This is a genomic window from Haladaptatus caseinilyticus (assembly GCF_026248685.1).
GTDB lineage: Archaea > Halobacteriota > Halobacteria > Halobacteriales > Haladaptataceae > Haladaptatus > Haladaptatus caseinilyticus.
Genome location: NZ_CP111036.1, coordinates 880,702 through 899,418, shown reverse-complemented (window position 1 = coordinate 899,418; position 18,717 = coordinate 880,702). Strand labels below are relative to the sequence as shown.

The 18,717-nt window shown below is 59.6% G+C and carries 19 protein-coding genes; 10 read left to right on the top strand and 9 right to left on the bottom strand.

All coding sequences use genetic code 11. The annotated features are described in order from the left end of the window. Nucleotides 1-65 precede the first annotated feature (65 nt). A complete protein-coding gene (locus tag OOF89_RS05040; protein ID WP_266078973.1) occupies nucleotides 66-239 on the top strand; it encodes a hypothetical protein in 174 nt (57 codons plus the stop codon). A gap of 5 nt (nucleotides 240-244) precedes the next feature. Here OOF89_RS05040 and OOF89_RS05035 read toward each other — a convergent pair whose 3' ends face one another. Beyond that, nucleotides 245-397: a DUF7859 family protein gene (locus OOF89_RS05035; protein WP_266078972.1), complete on the bottom strand. Its 153-nt coding sequence runs from the start codon at nucleotides 395-397 to the stop codon at nucleotides 245-247. 85 nt (nucleotides 398-482) lie between these two features. On the opposite strand from OOF89_RS05035, the gene OOF89_RS05030 reads away from it, so the two are divergent. Beyond that, nucleotides 483-1,130, top strand: coding sequence for an ArsR/SmtB family transcription factor (locus tag OOF89_RS05030; protein ID WP_266078971.1), 648 nt, complete (start codon nucleotides 483-485; stop codon nucleotides 1,128-1,130). Between the two features lie 119 nt (nucleotides 1,131-1,249). Here the strand turns inward: OOF89_RS05030 and OOF89_RS05025 are convergent, their stop codons facing one another. Beyond that, the gene (locus tag OOF89_RS05025) at nucleotides 1,250-1,771 is read right to left on the bottom strand and encodes a metallophosphoesterase (RefSeq protein WP_266078970.1); all 522 of its coding nucleotides are present in this window, start codon (nucleotides 1,769-1,771) and stop codon (nucleotides 1,250-1,252) included. A 76-nt stretch (nucleotides 1,772-1,847) separates the two neighbouring features. Here OOF89_RS05025 and OOF89_RS05020 point away from each other — a divergent pair, with 76 nt between their 5' ends. Then, the gene (locus OOF89_RS05020; RefSeq protein ID WP_266078969.1) at nucleotides 1,848-2,822 is read left to right on the top strand and encodes a cation diffusion facilitator family transporter; all 975 of its coding nucleotides are present in this window, start codon (nucleotides 1,848-1,850) and stop codon (nucleotides 2,820-2,822) included. 253 nt (nucleotides 2,823-3,075) lie between these two features. Then, nucleotides 3,076-4,083 carry an SPFH domain-containing protein gene (locus OOF89_RS05015; RefSeq protein ID WP_266079868.1) on the top strand — a complete coding sequence of 336 codons (1,008 nt, stop codon included), beginning with the start codon at nucleotides 3,076-3,078 and terminating at the stop codon, nucleotides 4,081-4,083. Nucleotides 4,084-4,112: 29 nt separating this feature from the next. Here the strand turns inward: OOF89_RS05015 and OOF89_RS05010 are convergent, their stop codons facing one another. Both OOF89_RS05010 and uvrB read right to left on the bottom strand, forming a co-directional pair. Continuing rightward, on the bottom strand, nucleotides 4,113-5,024 hold the full coding sequence (locus tag OOF89_RS05010) for a sulfite exporter TauE/SafE family protein (protein WP_266078968.1): 912 nt from the start codon (nucleotides 5,022-5,024) through the stop codon (nucleotides 4,113-4,115). A gap of 159 nt (nucleotides 5,025-5,183) precedes the next feature. After that, nucleotides 5,184-7,250 carry an excinuclease ABC subunit UvrB gene (gene uvrB / locus OOF89_RS05005; RefSeq protein ID WP_266078967.1) on the bottom strand — a complete coding sequence of 689 codons (2,067 nt, stop codon included), beginning with the start codon at nucleotides 7,248-7,250 and terminating at the stop codon, nucleotides 5,184-5,186. An 86-nt stretch (nucleotides 7,251-7,336) separates the two neighbouring features. Here uvrB and OOF89_RS05000 point away from each other — a divergent pair, with 86 nt between their 5' ends. Together OOF89_RS05000 and OOF89_RS04995 are read left to right on the top strand one after the other, a co-directional pair. After that, nucleotides 7,337-8,023, top strand: a complete 687-nt coding sequence (locus tag OOF89_RS05000; RefSeq protein WP_266078966.1) for an SDR family NAD(P)-dependent oxidoreductase — start codon at nucleotides 7,337-7,339, stop codon at nucleotides 8,021-8,023. 262 nt (nucleotides 8,024-8,285) lie between these two features. Beyond that, nucleotides 8,286-8,687, top strand: a complete 402-nt coding sequence (locus tag OOF89_RS04995; RefSeq protein ID WP_266078965.1) for a carboxymuconolactone decarboxylase family protein — start codon at nucleotides 8,286-8,288, stop codon at nucleotides 8,685-8,687. A gap of 87 nt (nucleotides 8,688-8,774) precedes the next feature. Here OOF89_RS04995 and OOF89_RS04990 read toward each other — a convergent pair whose 3' ends face one another. The 3 genes from OOF89_RS04990 to OOF89_RS04980 all read right to left on the bottom strand — a co-directional run bounded on the left by OOF89_RS04990 (nucleotide 8,775) and on the right by OOF89_RS04980 (nucleotide 12,367). Further along, nucleotides 8,775-9,905, bottom strand: coding sequence for an ORC1-type DNA replication protein (locus OOF89_RS04990; RefSeq protein WP_266078964.1), 1,131 nt, complete (start codon nucleotides 9,903-9,905; stop codon nucleotides 8,775-8,777). A gap of 74 nt (nucleotides 9,906-9,979) precedes the next feature. Continuing rightward, nucleotides 9,980-10,138, bottom strand: a complete 159-nt coding sequence (locus OOF89_RS04985) for a DUF1059 domain-containing protein (protein WP_266078963.1) — start codon at nucleotides 10,136-10,138, stop codon at nucleotides 9,980-9,982. Nucleotides 10,139-10,393: 255 nt separating this feature from the next. Beyond that, nucleotides 10,394-12,367 carry a MutS-related protein gene (locus OOF89_RS04980; protein ID WP_266078962.1) on the bottom strand — a complete coding sequence of 658 codons (1,974 nt, stop codon included), beginning with the start codon at nucleotides 12,365-12,367 and terminating at the stop codon, nucleotides 10,394-10,396. Between the two features lie 292 nt (nucleotides 12,368-12,659). On the opposite strand from OOF89_RS04980, the gene larE reads away from it, so the two are divergent. After that, the gene (larE, locus tag OOF89_RS04975; RefSeq protein WP_266079866.1) at nucleotides 12,660-13,538 is read left to right on the top strand and encodes an ATP-dependent sacrificial sulfur transferase LarE; all 879 of its coding nucleotides are present in this window, start codon (nucleotides 12,660-12,662) and stop codon (nucleotides 13,536-13,538) included. A 213-nt stretch (nucleotides 13,539-13,751) separates the two neighbouring features. On the opposite strand, the gene tatC (OOF89_RS04970) is transcribed toward larE, so the two are convergent. Further along, entirely contained in the window at nucleotides 13,752-14,615 is an 864-nt protein-coding gene (gene tatC, locus OOF89_RS04970; protein ID WP_266078961.1) for a twin-arginine translocase subunit TatC, read from the bottom strand. A 94-nt stretch (nucleotides 14,616-14,709) separates the two neighbouring features. Here tatC (OOF89_RS04970) and tatC (OOF89_RS04965) point away from each other — a divergent pair, with 94 nt between their 5' ends. Genes tatC (OOF89_RS04965) through OOF89_RS04955 form a run of 3 tightly spaced genes read left to right on the top strand, consistent with a single transcriptional unit; the run spans nucleotide 14,710 to nucleotide 17,863 of the window. Then, complete coding sequence (tatC, locus tag OOF89_RS04965) at nucleotides 14,710-16,935, top strand: twin-arginine translocase subunit TatC (protein WP_266078960.1); 2,226 nt, start codon at nucleotides 14,710-14,712, stop codon at nucleotides 16,933-16,935. Between the two features lie 36 nt (nucleotides 16,936-16,971). Next, nucleotides 16,972-17,145: a ribbon-helix-helix domain-containing protein gene (locus OOF89_RS04960; RefSeq protein WP_266078959.1), complete on the top strand. Its 174-nt coding sequence runs from the start codon at nucleotides 16,972-16,974 to the stop codon at nucleotides 17,143-17,145. Continuing rightward, a complete protein-coding gene (locus tag OOF89_RS04955) occupies nucleotides 17,138-17,863 on the top strand; it encodes a queuosine precursor transporter (RefSeq protein ID WP_266078957.1) in 726 nt (241 codons plus the stop codon). Before OOF89_RS04960 ends, OOF89_RS04955 begins: the two co-directional genes overlap by 8 nt. An 82-nt stretch (nucleotides 17,864-17,945) precedes the next feature. Here OOF89_RS04955 and OOF89_RS04950 read toward each other — a convergent pair whose 3' ends face one another. Then, the gene (locus OOF89_RS04950) at nucleotides 17,946-18,704 is read right to left on the bottom strand and encodes a 23S rRNA (uridine(2552)-2'-O)-methyltransferase (protein WP_266079864.1); all 759 of its coding nucleotides are present in this window, start codon (nucleotides 18,702-18,704) and stop codon (nucleotides 17,946-17,948) included. Nucleotides 18,705-18,717: the final 13 nt, after the last annotated feature.

The following is an 18,717-nucleotide window of genomic DNA, read 5'->3' as shown; positions in this document are numbered from 1 at the left end:
TGTCGGAGACAGTACGGTCTGAAACTATCCGGAAAACATTTGATTTGTCACTCGGTTCGGACGGTATGCAAACGACGAACGCCCTCTTGCTCGGAATTTTATTGACCCAGTTCGGCGGAGTTGCGGTTCTCGGTAATGTACTCCTTCCGTTCGAATTGGCAACCGGAACGCTGTGGCTTGGACTCCTCGTCGGTGTCGGCGGCGTCGTGAAGAATCAGTTCACGCCGAGCGAATCGTAGTTGGATTATCGCTGGCCTTTTTGCACGCCTTCTTGAAACCCGGTCAGCGTGCGACGGATGAACAGGTAGATGAAGAAGACGAAAGCGAGTATCGCGACGAGGAGACCGACGAACACGGGGTCGCTGAGGAGATCCCCGATGATTCCAACTGGTTGCATACCCGTGCCTATCAGTTCACGAACCAAATTCGTTTCGCCGTGCTAGTGACAAAGTTGATTGACGAGTAGATTCATACGCATAAATATGGCTGACCTCTTGCCCTCCAGCACGGACGTGGACCCCCCCACGGGTGGTAACCCGCGTGTACTCGGCGTCGATAGCGACGATGCCGACGACCTACTCGGGGCACTTTCGTCGGGAACGGCCAGAGACCTTCTCTCCGCGCTCCACGAGGAACCCGCAACCGCGTCCGAACTGAGCGACAGAGCGGATACCTCGCTCCAGAACGCCCAATACCACCTCCAGAAATTGGAGGACGCCGAGCTCATTTCACCGGTCGATACGATCTACTCGGAAAAAGGCAGGGAGATGAAAGTGTATGCACCGACGGACGGGCCGCTCATCCTCTTTGCGGGGCGGGAAGACCAGACTACCGGCCTCAAAGATGCGCTTTCGCGTGTTCTCGGCGTCGCCGTTCTGCTCGGTGCGGTCAGCGCCGCGATTCAGTATGCTGCCACGGAAGGGATACTAGGAATCGGTGGGCAGGCCGCAGAGAACGGGTCGCCCTCGGGTGGTGGTGGCGTGTCCATCGCATCGAACGAAGGTGCACGTGCGGCACAGGACGCGACGAGTACTGTCGCAACGACGATTCCGCCGGGAGTGCTGTTCTTCGCGGGCGGTGCCCTCGTCATTGCACTCGGTGCTGTCTGGTGGTATTTCGTCCGCGACTGAGACCGATTCGTGTGAAAAAACGATAACTAAAACGCCTTTTTTAGCTTACCAAGAATACATTATGTCGTCGTGCATACTACGAAATGGAACCGCCCTGCTTCGGCCCTCCGCCAACGCCATCAGCTTTCCACCAGCCCTCCAACGGTAAACTCCTGAACGAGTTTCCCGTTCCGCCTGAAAACTCCACCACCGAAGCCCTCCTCCTGCGGTTCCAACTCGATATGTGTCGGCAGTCCCCCCCGTGGACGAGCGTGACTGCCGGGGTTCAACAACAATACTTCACCAACGTTCGCCACCAGATGTCGGTGTGAGTGACCGAACACGACGACGTCCGCGTCACGCTCTCGTCCGAGTAGCTCCAGTCCCGTGTTCCCACCCCGCTGTCGATGGGTGAGCACGAACCGAACGCCGTTTGTTTCAAAGGTTCGAACCTTTGGAAGCCGGTCGAGCACGCCCGGCGTCGCGTTGTTGCCGTGAACTGCGGCCAATCGGTTGCTCTCGGCTTCGAACGCGTCGAGTGCGGCCTCGGTCGTAAAGTCTCCCGCGTGAACGACGAGGTCGGCCTCGCGGACTGCCTCTCCGGTTCGCCCCGAGAGTTCGTGACCCGTCTCGCTGTGGGTGTCGGAAACGATGGTTATCATACGCCGGCGTTGGTATCGGATGGACTTGCGTGTTCCGTCGTAAGGACTTTGACACCTCCGTGATGCTATTCGGGTAATGGCGAGTAGCAAGTCCGTCGTAATTGCCGCCCTTCTCGCGAACGGGGCGATTGCCGTGTTGAAATTCATCGGGTATCTCCTCACCCTGAGTCCGGCGATGCTCTCGGAGACGTACCACTCCATCTCGGACACCGGAAATCAGGTGTTCCTCCTCATCGGTATTCGGTACAGCGGACGTGAGGCAACCCGTGGACACCCCTTCGGCTACGGCAAGGCACAGTTCTTCTACAGTTTTCTCGTGAGCGTCTTGCTCTTTGGTATCGCCGGATGGGAGAGCGCGAAACACGGCTACAACGCACTGATGCATCCCCACGCCGAACACATCGAACCGGTGCACCTCCTCGGGCAAACGTTCGACCCGATATACGTCAACTACGCCGTCCTCATCGGTGCCATCCTCTTCGAAAGTTATGCGTTCATCAAGGCCTACAAGGCGATGAAAATCGAAATCAACCGTCGCGACTGGAGCGGCTTCCGGGAGGCCTTCCGCAAGACCAGCGACGTGACGACCCTGACGGCGCTAACGGAGGACACGATCGCGCTCTGCGGCGCGGGAATCGCGTTGTTCGGTGTCTACCTCTCCCGAGTTACCGGAAATCCGATGTACGACGCGGCGTCCGCCCTGCTCATCGGCCTCATGCTGATGGGATTCGCCGTCGCGCTCGCGTGGGAGAACAAACGACTCCTCCTCGGCGAGAGTCTTCCCGAAGAGGAAGAAGACGAACTCCGTATCATGCTAGACGAATCGGACGGCGTGACGGAGATCATCGACTTCCGAACCGTCTATTTCGGTCCCGGGAAGGTCATCATCGCCGCCGACGTGGCGTTCGACCCGGAACTCGACACGGGCGAGATGGACGACCGAATCACGCACATCGAGAACGAGATGTTCGCGGCGAACGACCACGTGAAGAAGGTGTACATCGAACCCGAAGTGCAGGAAGGGGACAGGCGAGAGACGGTGGCGAAGTAGACTTCCTGGAGGGTGGACATTTCGACGGGTTCCGGTCGGGGAACACCGTGTTGGGTGACTCGGTAGCAAAACAAGAAACGGACTCGGCATTCGGTAGCACGTAACTGTTAAGCGATTGGTGGCTTAAGACACACGTATGAACCACCCCCTCTACACTCTCGGCAAGACGACCGCGAGAGTGAGCGCAGGGTCCGTCCTCCTCGCCATCGCCTTCGTGGCGTTCTTCATTCTCGCCCTGCCGTTTCTCGACGCGATGGCGATTGCGGGGATTCTCCTCCTCGGTCTCGCCGCGATAACGGTCAACAGCGCCGTGGAAATCGTCGGGCCCTACGAAAAGCGAGCACTGACCGTCTTCGGCGAGTATCGGAAGCTCCTCGACCCCGGCATCCACTTCATCCCTCCGTTCGTCAGCGCGACACACCGATTCGACATGCGGACACGGGTGTTCGACGTGCCGAAGCAGGAGGCCATTACGGAGGACAACTCGCCCGTCATCGCCGATGCCGTGCTCTACGTTCGGGTGATGGACCCGAAACGAGCGTTCCTCGGCGTCGATGATTACGAAAGGGCGGTCGCCAACCTCGGACAGACGACCCTCCGAGCAGTGCTCGGGGATATGAAACTGGACGAAACGCTCAGTCGCCGGGACGTTATCAACACCCGAATCCGCGAGGAAATCGACCCGCCGACGGACGAGTGGGGCATCCGTGTCGAGAGCGTCGAAGTTCGTGAGGTTATGCCGAGTCGCTCAGTCGTCGGCGCGATGGAACAACAGACGAGCGCCGAACGCCGCCGCCGAGCGATGATCCTCGAAGCGCAGGGTGAACGCCGAAGCGCCATCGAGATGGCAGAGGGAGAAAAAGCGTCGAACATCATCCGAGCACAGGGAGAAAAACAGAGCCAAATCCTCGAAGCACAGGGTGATGCGGTTTCCATCGTTCTTCGTGCGAAATCCGCCGAATCGATGGGTGAACGGGCGATCATTGACCGGGGAATGGATTCGCTCAAGCGTATCGGCGAGAGCAAATCGGCCACGTTCGTCCTGCCACAGGAACTCTCCTCGTTGGTCGGTCGGTACGGCAAACTCCTCTCCGGTAGCGATGTGCAGGGCAACGGCGCAATGCTGGAGAGCAACGAGTTCGATCCTGAAACGGAGAAACTGCTCGGGTTAGACGATATCGAGGAGATGCTAACCGAACTCGATATCGAGGTCGATGAGGCGACGGAAATCGGTCGGGAAACGGAACCTAAGGCGAACTGACCCGTCGGAAGCGAAACGCTCGATGGGGTTCACCCGAGGACGATGACGCGGAACAGGGTGAGTACACCGACGAGGGAGTATACAACCATCATCGTCTGAACCGTCCGTTTTTCCGGAACTCGACTGTTGAGCAACGCACCCATCTGGCCGCCGACGATGCAAGTCAGTCCGGCCACGAGACCGAATCCGAACGGAACGGTGAAATGATGCCCGCTGAGTGCTGCCGGTGCGTAGCGCAGGAGTACGAGATTTGCAGCGAGTGCCGAAACGATGGTTCCATGGAGAACGAGCGCGCTCGTTCCGGTCGAGTGACGAATCGGGATTTTCTTGCGAACCGTCAACAGCGTTTGTGCGAGTTCACCGATAGCGATACCGACGAGTCCCGCCATCGAACCACCGACGCCAGCGATGGCTTGGTCGAATCCGTCGAATTGGGTGACCGGTGTCCCACCGTCCGTCCGTACCGCATCCCTACTGGAGAGGAAGCTTTCGAGTCGAGTGCCGGAAACCCAGTCGGAGAGCGATTTCCCGTCACGGTGTGCGTCGTAGAGGATACCCGAAAGCACGAGCAACATCCCGCCGAACAGCATTTTCAGTGCCGAGGACGGAACGAAGTACGACACTGCGCGGGCGACGATGGCGACTGGGATGCTCACGACGAGGATGGATTTGGCGATGCCCCAGTTCACCTGTCCGCGGAGCCAGAACGCCGTGACGCTACTGGTGTAGCCGAACAGTTCGACGAACAACGCTAGCCCGATCGCACCCTGCAGTGCGAGGTCGGGAAACGCCGGAACGAGTTTCGGATAGACGAAGAGGAAGGCGGGTGTGAACAGCACTGCGGCCTCCATGGCGAAGGTGTTGACGGTCGTGCAGATGGCGAACGTCAGCAGGACGAACGCGACCAGACCGACCGGCGAGAACCCCAGCGGGAGCGACATTTTCAGCTGACCCCCTCATCCGGTAGCGTCGGGTGCCGTGATCGGGTCGTTCGATTCAGCGCGTCCGCTCGGAGTGCACGTATCATTGTGGCTGCTATACGACCGTTCATACTGAAAAAAGTTGATATCGAACGGGATTCCCGAGAACGATGATGCGGATTAGAACTCGTCCAACCCCGGTTCGACGCCGCCTTCGGGTTCGATTCCCATGTCGACTTCGAACTCCGCACGAACGTCTTGAATCCGGTCACGGATGTCGGCAGCGAGCTCGAATTCGAGGTTGCTTGCGGCCTCTTGCATGCGCGTTTCGAGCTCTTCGATGTACTGGGCCGCCTCCTCGTCCGTCTCGGGCGCGCTTCCGGTAACGGTGCTCGTATCGGTCTTGCTTCCCGGCAGGTTCGCCTCGGAAACCGCTTTGTCGATGGTTTGTGGTTCGAACCCGTGTTCTTCGTTGAACTCCCGTTGGATCTCCCTTCTGCGTCGGGTTTCATCCATCGCGGCTTCCATCGCGTCGGTTACCTCGTCCGCGTACAGCACGACTTCGCCGTTGACGTTGCGGGCCGCACGACCCATCGTCTGCACGAGCGAGGTTTCGGAACGCAGGAATCCTTGTTGGTCGGCGTCGAGGATCGCGACCATCGACACTTCGGGGATGTCCAACCCTTCTCGGAGCAGGTTGATGCCGACCAGCACGTCGAACTCGCCCAACCGAAGCCCACGAACCAGTTCGTGCCGCTCGAGGGTGTCCGTCTCGTCGTGCATATATTCGACGGCGACGCCCGCCTCCTCGAGGTATTCGGTGAGGTCTTCGGCCATCCGCTTCGTCAGCGTCGTGACGAGGACGCGCTCGTCCGCTTCGACTCGCGCGTCGATACGGTTCATCAAATCGTCGATCTGCCCCGATGCGTCGCTGACTTCGACCATGGGGTCGACGAGGTGCGTCGGCCGAACGATCTGTTCGACGACCTGCTCGCTCTCCTCCTGTTCGTAATCGGCGGGTGTCGCGGAGATGTACAACGTCTTCGCGCTCTTTTCTTCGAACTCCTCGAACGTGAGCGGGCGGTTGTCGTAGGCCGTGGGAAGTCTGAACCCGTTCTCGACCAACGAATCCTTCCGGGACTTGTCGCCTGCGAACTGGCCCTTGATTTGCGGAACCGTCTGGTGCGATTCGTCGATGACACAGAGAAAATCGTCGGGGAAGTAATCGAGAAGGGTATACGGTGCCTCGCCAACGTCGCGATCGGAGAGATACACGGAGTAGTTCTCGATACCCGAACAGTAGCCCGCTTCCTTCATCATCTCCAAATCGAACGTCGTCCGCTCCTCGATTCGCTGGGCGGCCACGAGATCGCCGTTTCGCTCGAAATACCGAATCCGGTTTTCCAAATCCGTCTCGATCTCCGCGATCGCATCGCTCATCGTCTGTTCCGGAATTGAGTAGTGCTCCGCCGGGTGGACGAGGACGGCGGGTTCCTGTGATTTTACTTCACCTTCGAGCGGATCGATCTTCACCATTCGGTCGATTTCGTCGCCCCAGAGTTCGACGCGAACCGCGTACCGCCCGTACATCGGGAATATTTCGACGGTGTCACCGCGGACGCGGAACGTCCCCTGCGTGAAATCCATATCGTTGCGCTCGTAGTTCAAATCCACGAGGCGAGCGAGCAGTTCGTCGCGCCCGATTTCCTGGCTGACTTCGAGGCGCAGGCTCATCTCCTCGTAGTTTCGCGGGTCACCCAGTCCGTAAATCGCGGACACCGATGCAACGACGATCACGTCATCCCGAGTCAAAAGGGAACGCGTCGCGGAGTGGCGGAGGCGGTCGATCTCCTCGTTGATGGAAGCGTCCTTGTCGATGTAGGTGTCGGTCTGCTCGACGTAGGCCTCGGGTTGGTAATAGTCGTAATAGGAGACGAAATACTCCACCGCGTTGTCCGGGAAGAGGTTCCGGAACTCCTCGTACAACTGCGCCGCCAGCGTCTTGTTGTGGGCGATGACCAGCGTCGGTTTCTGTATCTCTTCGACGACCCACGAGACGGTGTTCGTCTTCCCCGACCCCGTGACGCCCAGCAGGGTCTGTTTTTCCATTCCCTCGTCGTATCCCGCTGCCAACTGCTCGATGGCTTCGGGTTGGTCACCGGCCGGGTCGAACGGGGCGTCCACCCGGAACTCGGTTTCGGCGTCCGGGTTGTCGGGCCTGAGCGGCCCGGACTGGGTGTCACTCATGGTATTTCCCGTAGGGATTCGAGGTACTTGAGCGGGTCGTTTGCATAAGCCAGTACGTTTCTATCGGGCAACGCCGTACCTCACGCATGCCACGCACTGCCATCGTTGCCGGGGTCGGTCCGGGCCTCGGCGCGTCACTAGCCCGTAAGTTCGCCGATGAGGGCTGTTCCCTCGGTCTGTTCGCCCGTTCGGGAGAATACGTCGAATCGCTCGCGGCGGACCTGCCGATGCCCGTCATGGGCGTCGAAGTGGACGTAACCGATCCTGACGCGGTTACGAGAGGCTTCGAGCGTGTCCGCGACGAACTCGGCCCTATCGAAATACTGGTCAACCACGCGAGTGGTGCGACGTGGAAGGGGCTTCAGGACTGCTCGTCGGATGAGTTCGAACACGCGTGGCGGGTCGCGGCCTACGGCGGCTTCCTCTGCTCGAAAGAAGCCCTCTCAGACATGCTCGATAACGGCGGAACGATACTGTTCACCGGCGCAACTTCGTCGGTTCGTGGGCGAGGCGGTGCGGTCGGATTCAGCAGTGCGAAGTTCGCCGTGCGAGGGTTGGCGGAGTCGATGGCCCGCGAACTCGGCCCCAAGGGGATTCACGTCGCACACGTCGTCATCGACGGTGGGATTCTCCCGTCCGAGACGGATGTCGATTCGACCGAGGACTACCTCGACCCCGACGCCATCGCCGAGTCGTATTGGCATCTCGTGGAGCAGGACAAGAGTGCATGGACGCTCGAACTGGACGTTCGTCCGCACGCCGAGGGGTTTTGAGTCGGAAAATCACGACCTCGCTGCGGAAAACGGTCCTCTCGAAGCGTATCGCAGTGGTCTACCGCAGCACTCAGTCGCGTTTTACCATGGCACAGCATAACCTATACCGCAAAACCCGTAACGCTATACGCTCTGTTATCAGACGCCATTAGCTGATTTTCATTACTTCGCTGGTCGTCTATTGATGATGGGTTTCCGGTGCGACATCGACTCCGGTCGGTGGAGGTTATACGCACATTGGCGAAACCCAATGGGGGGAATCATGGTATCGACCGAAATACGGAACGAAATCGAAGAGGACTGTGGACTCGTTCCAAGCTGGATCACGAACCTTTCGGAACCGGCCAGCGATCACAGTTGGAAACTCGTCCGAGACCTCGAATTCGGGGAGACGGAACTGTCCGCACGGGAGAAAGCGCTCATTGGCGTCGGCGTGGCGGCGGCCATCAACTGCCCGTACTGTACCCACTTCCACAAGGAGGATGCACGAATGGAGGACGTCACGGAGGTGGAACTCGAAGAGGCCATCAATCTCGCCAGTACGACCCAGTACTTCTCGACGGTGCTCCACGGAAACGAGGTGGACTTGGACGAGTTCGTCGATGAGACGACCGAAATCGTCGAGTACATTCAACGGCAACAGGCAGCAGCAGGGGCTGACTGACCGCAAACGTTTTTCTTAAACGATGGGATCGAATCTATCGTCCGAACGTTGTACCGACACGCCGTACAACAAATAAGGGATATCGACTCAATCGTCCAATCTCGCCAACACCGCATCCGGGTCGTATCGCAGCGACAGCGACCGCGACCGACCGCGGCCTTCGACGTTTGTGTAGGTCGCGTCGATGATGCCGAGTTGGTCGAGTTTGTTGATGATCTCCGAGTAGCGCGTGTAGCCCAAGTCGGTTTCGTCGTGGAACGCCTCGTATACGTCGCCAGCCTGCTTACCGTCGTGTTCGGCGATGACCCGGACGAGGGAAACCTCGTTTTCACTCAGCGCGTGCAGGCTATGCGAGAGGTGGACGAACTTCGATTTCTCGTAGGCGTCTTCCACGTCCTGTAGGCTGACGGTTCGACTGGCGCGCATCTCGGCGTTCAGTCCGGCCCGGCGGAGCAGGTCGATACCGACCCGGAGGTCGCCGCTCTCGGCCGTGAGTTCGGCCACGCGTTCCAGTACCTCCGGTCCGATGACACCCTCGTGGAACCCGCGTTTGACGCGTTCGCCGAGGATGCCGATGATCTCTTCACGGTCGTAGACCGGGAAATACACGTCCTCGGGCCGGAAGACGCTTTGTACCCGCGTATCGAGTTCCTCGATAACGTCCAAATTGAGGTCGGAGGAGACCACGATGACCCCGATTTTCGCGCCGCTGTGGGCCTCGTGGGCGCGCAGGAGCGAGTAAAGCGTATCGGAGGCTTCCCCTTCGTAGAACAGATAGTTCACGTCGTCCAGCGCGACGACGAGCACTTCGTCGTCCTCGACCAGTTTGTCCGTTATCTGGCGGAACAGTTTCTTGAACGAGATGCCGCTTGACGGCGGTTCGTACTCGAAAATTCCCTCGAAGATTCGGGAGAAAATCGCGTATCGCGTCGAATCCACTTGACAGTTGACGCGGACGGTTCGGACGTCGGTCTGGGCCGACAGCTCATCGAACAGTTTCTGCACCGCGGTCGTCTTGCCAGTCCCGGGCGGTCCGCGTGCCATGACGTTGAGGGGGCGCGACCCACGCACTGCTGGCCTGAGCGCGTACTGCAAGCTCTGCATCTGGGATGCGCGGTGTTCGAACGTCTCCGGCACGTAGTCGATTTCGAAGACGTGTTCCTCGCGGAACACCGACTCGTCCCACGACAACATCCCCTCGTCGGGGTCGTCTGCCATCACTTTCACCACGCTTCCGGAGGTACTTAATCCTTCGCCAGAGACAAAAAGTTAGCAAACAGGGTGTCTCGACCCTAGCTCTGTTGAATTGCGCTTTGTATGTCGTTTCTGTCCATCGACATACCGTGTCTGTTCTGGGCGTGTTCTTGGACCATCTCGACGACTTCATTCTCGTCGTTCGCTCGCACCATGAAGTCACAATCCTGTTGCGTACATTCGAACTGTTGTGCCATTGTTGAATCTCTCCGTTTCGTGCTGTTTCCCCCGCTGGGGTGGAAACGGTGACGGTGGGGAGGTAAGTAATATTTCTGGCTGTGAGACGCGGATGGTCGTTTTCGACACGCCCCATTCGTTCCGTTATCGCTCGTTTCCCGTGAGATGATTACGGTTGCCGACTGCAAATCGCATCACTGTACCGCCAGTCCCGCAGCGGTTTCGGTGTCGATTCCGTTCCAATCAGTTCTCCAAGGAAACAACACCGGGGATGTCTACCTGAACTTTTCGAGTAAACGATCGTAAAATCCACTCTCGCCGCCGTCAGCCAACTTCTCGACGATCAACTCGGGCGTAGACCTCGCGAGATGGTTCTTCACCGGCGAGCGTTCGACGACTAACTCGCCATCGACCAATCCCTTCGCCTCGATGCCGTCCACTGCAACCGCCTCGTCTGCTACGTCTCGGATCTCATCCGCAAGGTGGGAGACGAACACGCCGGTCACGTCGCGCTCGCCGAGTTCCTCCAGAATTCCGGCGATGATTTTCGCGCTCGCACCGGGTTCAGTGATGCTTTCGAGTTCGTCTACCAATACGAGTCGGCCCGCCTCCCCGTCCGCGAGGGATGCGAACTCCCGAAGCGTGCTCTCGAACGCCCCGGCGTCGAGGGTACCCTGTGTCTTACCGTGGTAGTGTAACTCCTCGAACCGTGCTACTCGAACCGAATCGGCGGGGACCGGAAGTCCCATCTGCGCGAGAATGACGATGAGTGCCACCAAATCGAGTGTCGAGGTTTTCCCCCCACTGTTCACTCCCGAGAGGAGTGCGACACCTGTGACACCGTAGTCGACCGGTTCGACCTCGGCGAAATCAACGTCGAGCATGGGCGACCGACCACCGACAATGTCGAACCCTCGTCCGCCGAACTCCGGCAGTACACACTCGAAATCACGAGCGAACCGGGAGATGGCGAGTTCTACGTCCAGCTCGAGCGCGGCGTGGACGAGTTTCTCGGCGGATTCGCGTTCGTCCGCGAGTGTTCGTGCGAGGTCGCGTTTGTGGCGCTCCGCCCGTCTCGATTTCTCGGCTTCCAGCTCCTCTCTGAGGCGTGTTATCACACTTTCGTCGTGTTCGACCGGAAACGAGGGTTCGTCGGGAAACGCCTGTCGAGCGATTTCGGTCTCACCGGCGTCCAACGAAAGCGTCTCGATGAGGTGGTCACGGGCGGCCTCGATGGCGGCATCGTACTCGTCCGCCAGTTCGCGCGAGAGCAGGGAGTCTACGCCAGCACCCCGCTCGACCAACGAGAGTAAATCGGACCCTTCGATGGTCACGTCTCGCTCCCGAATCGCGTCCCTGAGTCGGTCGTTCGCAACGTTTTCTGCCATCGAGACGGCGGCATCCAAATCGGCGATTGCGTCGGTCAGGCGGGAGAGTTCGTCGTCGCCCGTCACGCCGCCCTCTCTGGTAACTCGTGACAGTGCGGATTCGAGTGACGCGATATCGAGGGGTGCATCCAACCCGGCGACGCGGTGGACTTTCGCCGCCGCGAGAAGCGTCTCACGATTTTCGGCGAAAAAGGCGAGCGGTCGTTCGGGGACGAGTTCGGCGGGTGTTTCGAGCGCCGCGGGGTCGACCCGAACATCTCCCTCGACAGTGACACCCGTGAACGACTCGTCCAGCGCGACGACGGTCGAGTACCCGCGAGCCAGTTCGGCTAATTCGCGGGCGTCTTCGACTACCTCGACGGGGAGTTCCGGAATTTGCTTGCGTGCATTCGCGTACCGTTCGGCGTCCGTCGTCGCCAGACACCGGTCACGGACCGTCACGTCGCGTGGTTTTGCGAGTGGCTCGACGCCGGTCAGCGCATCCCGCACGTCGGCGCTCGGGGTTCGCTCCATCGCTCGCGCGGTGAGTTCGTGCACCTCCTCGATGCGGGATGCAGTCGCGCTCGGATACAGCGTTTCGAGACGCTTTTCGGCATAGGTCGTGACGGCTCGCGCTTGCAGAAGGGAAAGAACCTCCCGATACAGTTCCCGTGCCCTGTCGGTCGCGAGAAAGTCGCCCGGGTCGTCGTGTCGAATCCTGATTGCGGCGCGCGCGATGGTGGCGGCGCGCCCTTCCGTGATGCCGGGGGCACGTGCGAGGGTCGCCACATCGCCGGTTTTTAGCGCATATTCGGAGTCCTCCAGTTCCGCGAGCGCGTCGGCTGTCTTCGTACCGACACCGGGTATCGCCTCGAAATCCATTCGCTCCGAGCTATTTCGTCATACATCAAAAACGTTCCCGACGCGCGGCGGCGAGAAACGGGCACCAGTGAGGACCGTCGGTACGTCACTGCCGTCATTCGTGGTCGCGTAGAACCGGCCTTCCAGAGATTTGGCGGTTTCTGCGTGCGCTGAATTCGCTCCTCTCAGCGGGAGCGATCCGTCGTCGGGACGACCCCGTGGCACGGTCTGATATCCGAGTCACATTTTCATGACCGAACAGACCGACGCACATCACGAGGGGCTTTTGCGTGCGCAGACGAGAAGGAATGATATGCCGACCGTCGAGGAGAAACTGGCCGCTGTCAAAGGGGACCTCGCCGACCGCGAGGGCGTGCTCATCGCGTTCAGTGGTGGCGTCGATTCGAGCGTCGTCGCCGCCGTTGCGCACGACGCGTTGGGTGACGATGCCGTCGCGTGTACCGCAAAGAGCGAGACGCTTCCGGATGCCGAGCTCGAAGATGCGACTCGCGTCGCCGAGGAGATCGGAATCAGGCACGAAATCGCCGAATTCAGCGAACTGGACGACCCCGCGTTCGTCGCCAACGACGACGACCGCTGTTATCACTGCCGGACGATGCGTCTCGGCACGATGTTCGAGAAAGCGAACGAACTCGGCATCGATATCGTCTGTGACGGGACGAACGCCGACGACGTCGATGCCGGTCACCGCCCCGGATTGCGGGCAGTGGAGGAACTCGACGCGTACTCGCCACTGCTTCAACACGATATCTCGAAGGCCGAAGTTCGTGACATCGCGGACAAGTATGGGCTCTCGGTCGCCGACAAACCGTCCATGGCATGTCTCTCCTCGCGCATCCCGACCGGCTTGGAAGTGACCGAAGAGCGACTTTCACGCATCGAGCGCGCGGAAGCACTGCTTCGCCAATGGGGATTTTCGCAGTTCCGAATCCGCGATCACGACGGTCTCGCGCGTATCGAAGTCGGCGAGGGAGAACTCGATCGTGCTTTGGACGAGGAGTTCGCCAGCGCCGCCCACGACCATCTCACGGAACTCGGCTTCGACCACGTCACGCTGGATTTAGGCGGCTACCGAACCGGTAGCGTGAGTCCAGAAGGTGCGTCGGAACGACAAGCCGAACCGGTGGTCGAAGACGTCTTTGCGGCTGACTATCCGACGAACGACTCGTAGAAATCGATTATGGGCGTTCGCACCCAAAGGGTGGCAGTTGGCTGGCACGCGAACTGCGGTCTGTAGCTGCTGGCACGCGAGCTAAGGGCAAGGCACGAACGCTACCAATAGGTAGGCAACGTATCCCCTTAGTTATAAACTGATTACGATGCTCGAAAGCTATCGTTGCGTGAGGGGACGAGTGTCACTGCTGAAACGAAACGATATGAAACGTTACCTGCCCGTCCACTTCAGGAGGAGCAGCGTCCCTTCGAACAGTCCGACCATCGTGAGTGCCACGAGGAAGGGCGCCATACCGGTCGGGTCTGGACTGAACAGGAACGAGAAGCCGAGGAACCCGCTCCAGAAGTAGAGGCGGCGGTCGGCCATCCACTGACGGGTCGTCAGCCCCATCATGATCGCGAGCATGATGAGCAGCGGAATCTGGAAGACGACCGCCAGCACACCCATCATCATCAGGATGAGGTCGAACGTCTTCGTCAGGCCGAACGCGACGGTGACGACCTCCGCATTTTGGGTGTACGAGAGGAAGTAAGTGAAGATGGCGGGGAGGATGAGGAAGTAGGCGAAGCTGACACCGACGAAGGCGAGGACGAGGCTGGTCGGGACGGCGGCGAGGTAGTATCGGCGTTCGTTCGGATACAGGCCAGGGCGCATGAACAGGTACGTTTGGTACACCATCACGGGGAGGGCGACGATAACCCCGGCGAGGCTGGCGACCTTGAGTTCCGTCATGACGAGCGCGAGCGGATGGTAGAGCCGAGGACGCGTCCCTTCGCTGATCGGAAGCACCGAGTACCAAAGGAAGTTGATGACCTTCTCGGCGAACGGGAGCGTGATGACGCTCACGACGCCCGCGACGATGAGAATGACCGCGAGCCGTTTTATCATCTCCTCTATGTGGTCCGCCAACGGCATCTCCTGGTCGTCGGTTGGCTGGCTCGGTCGCTCGACCGCCGGTTCCGGGTCTTCCGGCGCGTAGAGGTGGTCCTCTTCCTCCGGTGGCTCCCGAATATCCTCCGTGTTCGGGGACTTCGAGAGATTGCTTCCTGCTGTCGCCTCCGATTCTTCGCCCATTCACCCGGTGCTAGGTATCCGTGTTATTATAGGCTTTCTTCATCTTGCGAGACGAGAAGATTGATAACTGGGACGGGGTTACCATTCGCAAGGAATGTCTACCTCGGGGAACAGCGTTATCGGTGAAGATACCGCGAAAACTGTCGCTAGTGGCCGTGAAACGCTCGGAGCGATGCTTTCGACTGCGCAGACACATCTGCAGAAAGTCTTCATCGTGTTCGTTATCGGGTTCCTCGGGTCGTTCTACGCGATGTCGATGGTCATCTGGCCGTTTCTGGAGGACGTTACGACCTCCGGGATGCCGCAGCACGTCATGGACAACGTCAAAATCGTCGCGGTAACCCCGTTCGACGTTATCCTCCTCCAGGCGAAAATCGCGATGGTTGCGGGTGCGCTCATCGCACTCCCCGTTTTGCTCTATCTCGGACGCGATTCGCTTCGTCAACGCGAATGGTATCCCGACCTCTCCCTTTCCTACTGGAAGATCATCCCGATGGTCGTTCTCGCCATTCTCCTGTTCATCGGGGGCCTCTCGTACGGCTACTCGCTTTTCTTCCCACTGATGTTCAAGTTCCTCGCCGAGAACGCGGTCAACGCGGGGTTCAGTCCGAACTACGGAATCGTGGAGTGGACCGAGTTCGTTCTCGTCCTCACGCTCTCGTTCGGCCTCGCCGCCGAGATGCCGCTCATCATGAGCATCCTCGGCTACACGGGCATCGTACCGTATGAAACCTTCCGTGACAAATGGCGGTATGCGGTTATCGCCATCTTCACGTTCGGTGCAGTGTTCTCGCCCCCGGATCCCTTTACGCAGATCATGTGGGCCGCACCATTGCTCGTCCTCTACGGGTTCAGCCTCTACCTGACGAAAATCGTCGTCACCATCCGTCGCGGAAGCGAGGAGGTAAGCCTCCGGAAGACGGTGCGAAACAAGTGGAACCACATCGTCGGTATCACGCTCCTCGTGGCGGGCGGAACCTATCTATTCATTTCGCGAGGCGGCGGCGTCTACGTTCAGAACGAACTGCTGCCCAAACTCCCGGCGGAGTACCGCCCGATAAACGACGTTCCGACCGTCGAATCCATACTCGGCGTCCCGCGTGAATCGGCGATCATCGTCGTCGTGGCGGCCGTCGCGCTTCTCGCACTCGTTATCGCGGTACTGTATTTCCTGTTCGCGTCGCTCGAAGCGGGTTCGACCATGGAACGTTCCGGCGCACCGAGTGAGCTAGATATCGACGAACTCGACGCCGCGGGCGTGCGTGCAGCCCCACCCGAAGTGTTCGAGGAGATGAGCGAGAGCAAATCGCTCGACCACGCGCGTGCAGCGATGGACGACGACGACCCCGACAAGGCCCAACTCATCCTCGACCGGTGGGACGAAGTTCACGAGGAGGAAGCGGAGGAGTCGGACGAACCCAGAGTTCCTGAGGACGGTGAAGCACCGCTCGCCGAGGACGTCGCCAAACAACAGGACGCGAACGACGATGAAAACGTCCTCCAGAGCACTGCGGCGGGCATGGCGAACGCCTTCACGGAGGACGAAACGACCGAGGACGACATCGGCGGGTACTACTACGACATCGCGTTCATCTTCCAGAGTCTCACGTCGAAGATGTTCCGCATCGTCGGCGTGTTCATGCTCGTTCTCGCGGGCGTATTCGTCGGGCTGTACCGGGGCGGTATCGGCTACATCAACGACGACTTCACGCGACGTGTTCCGCAGGAAATCGTCCAGAAAGGCGACTTACTCAACATCGTCACGCTTCACCCCGTCGAGGCGCTCATTTTCGAGGTGAAAATCAGCACCCTTCTCGCAGCCGTCTCCGTCCTTCCGATGGTGATGTACTACGGTTGGCCCGCGATGAAGGAGCGACGCCTCGTTAGGGGTAACCGCAACGTGTTCTTTATCTGGGGCGCGACGCTCTTCGGCGGCCTCGTGGTCGGTAGCGCGATCGGATACGGCCTCGTCGCTCCGAGCATCATCTCGTGGCTCGTCACCGACGCTCACGCCGCGGACATGCTGATTTCCTACCGGGTGAAGAGCTTCTTCTGGCTCGTCTTCCTCACCACGGTCGGTATCGGCCTGCTTGCTGACATCCCGATCACGATGTTCCTGTTCCACGCGGGTGGTATCCTCAACTACAAATCGATGCGCGACCGCTGGCGAGTGTTCGTCGTCGGCACCTTCGCGGTTGCGGGACTGGTGACCCCGGACAGCCTCTACACGATGTTCCTCGTCGCCATCCCCGTCTCGTTCGCCTATGGATTGGGACTCGCCATCCTGTGGCTGTTCACGCTCGGCGGAAGGCGTGCCTGACGGTGTGCTTAAGTATGCTTCTGAGAATATCACGGTATGAGCAAGATAAGCGTCGAGGTCCCCGACGAACTGCTCGCCGATTTGGACGAGCACGTCGGTGAGGACGGCAAGTTCGTCAACCGGAGTGAGGCGATTCGTGCCTCCGTCAGGAAGATGCTGGACGTTTTGGACGAGATAGACAAGCGCCACGGGAGATTGCAAGATGACTAGCGGAAGACCACAGTCCGTGCTTGCAACCGGTCAACTCGCTATCGCCGCCGTGTTCGTCACCGCACTCGTGACGGCACAACTCACCGCCGCGAAGGTGTTGGCGTTCTCGCTTCCGTTCTCCCTTCCGATCGCTGGCGATTCGCTCGTCCTCCCCGGAGCGGCGCTGGCCTACGCGCTGACCTTTTTCGCGTCGGACTGCTACTCCGAACTGTACGGCCGGAAGGCGGCGACTCGACTGGTGAACGTCGCGTTCGCGATGAACTTCGTCATGCTGGTGCTCGTCTGGTCTACCATACAGGCCCCTGCCGCACAGTCCAGTGTCGATCCACAGAAGTTCCGAACCGTTCTCGGGGCGAGCACGCCCATCGTGGTCGGAAGCCTGCTGGCCTACGTCGTCAGCCAGAACTGGGACGTCGTCGTATTCCATAAAATCCGCGAACTCACCGGCAACGCGCATCTTTGGGCGCGCAACATCGGTTCGACGGCGAGCAGTCAGGCCATCGACACCGTCATTTTCGTCGGCGTGGCGTTCTTCATCTTCCCGCAGTACCTCGGAATCGGTGCGAAACTTCCCGGTGAAATCATTCTTGCGCTCATCGTCGGCCAGTACATCCTGAAGCTTCTCATCGCATTCCTCGACACGCCGCTCGTGTACGTCGTCGTCGGTTACTTGCGTTCGCAGGGCCACGCGCCGTCGTATTCAACCGCGGCGGACTAACGCTCAGTGGACTGAAAACGAACGTTGGCGAATCGAACCTCCAGTCGGCATATCGACCCTCGATTATTGACGACTGGCCTCGTCAGTCGATCCGTTGCGCGAACCCGAACCGCGGTTTCACTTCTTCGACGCGGATTTTGACCGTGTCGCCCGCTTCGGTGCTCGGCACGAACAAGGTGTAGCCGTCTACTTTTGCGATACCGTCGCCTTCGCTACCGACGCTTTCGATGGTCACTTCGAGGGTGTCGCCCGCTTCGACGGGTGATGTGAGGTAGCCACGGGCGACGAGATACACTTCGGAGGACTCATCGCGCGAGGCGTCGGGGCTCATCGTTCTGACGTACTCGAACTCGTCCTCGATGTCGGCGCGCAGGTCGTCCAAATCCGGACCCTGAAACACCTTTGCGACGAAGTCGCCGCCGCTGTCGAGCACTTCCAGCGCCGTCTCGAACGCCAGCCGAGCCAAGTAAACCGAGCGAGCGTGGTCGAGACTATACTCGCCGGTCATGTTCGGTGCCATGTCCGAGAGCACCACGTCAGCGGTGCCCACCGTCTCGCGGACTTTTTCGCGCGTTTTCTCCTCGGTCATGTCGCCACGAATCGTTTCGACGCCGTCCACCTCGTCGATTCGCTGGAGGTCCACACCGACGACTGTTCCGGCATCGCCGACTTTCTCCTTTGCGACCTGAAGCCAGCCGCCAGGGGCGGCACCGAGGTCGATAACAGTTTCTCCCGCGTCGATGAGATGTGCCTCTTCGTCCAACTGCTGTAGCTTGTAGGCAGACCGGGATCGATACCCTTCCTGCTTTGATTTGTTGTAATAGTGGTCTTTGCGAGCCATCTGTTGCTGTGTG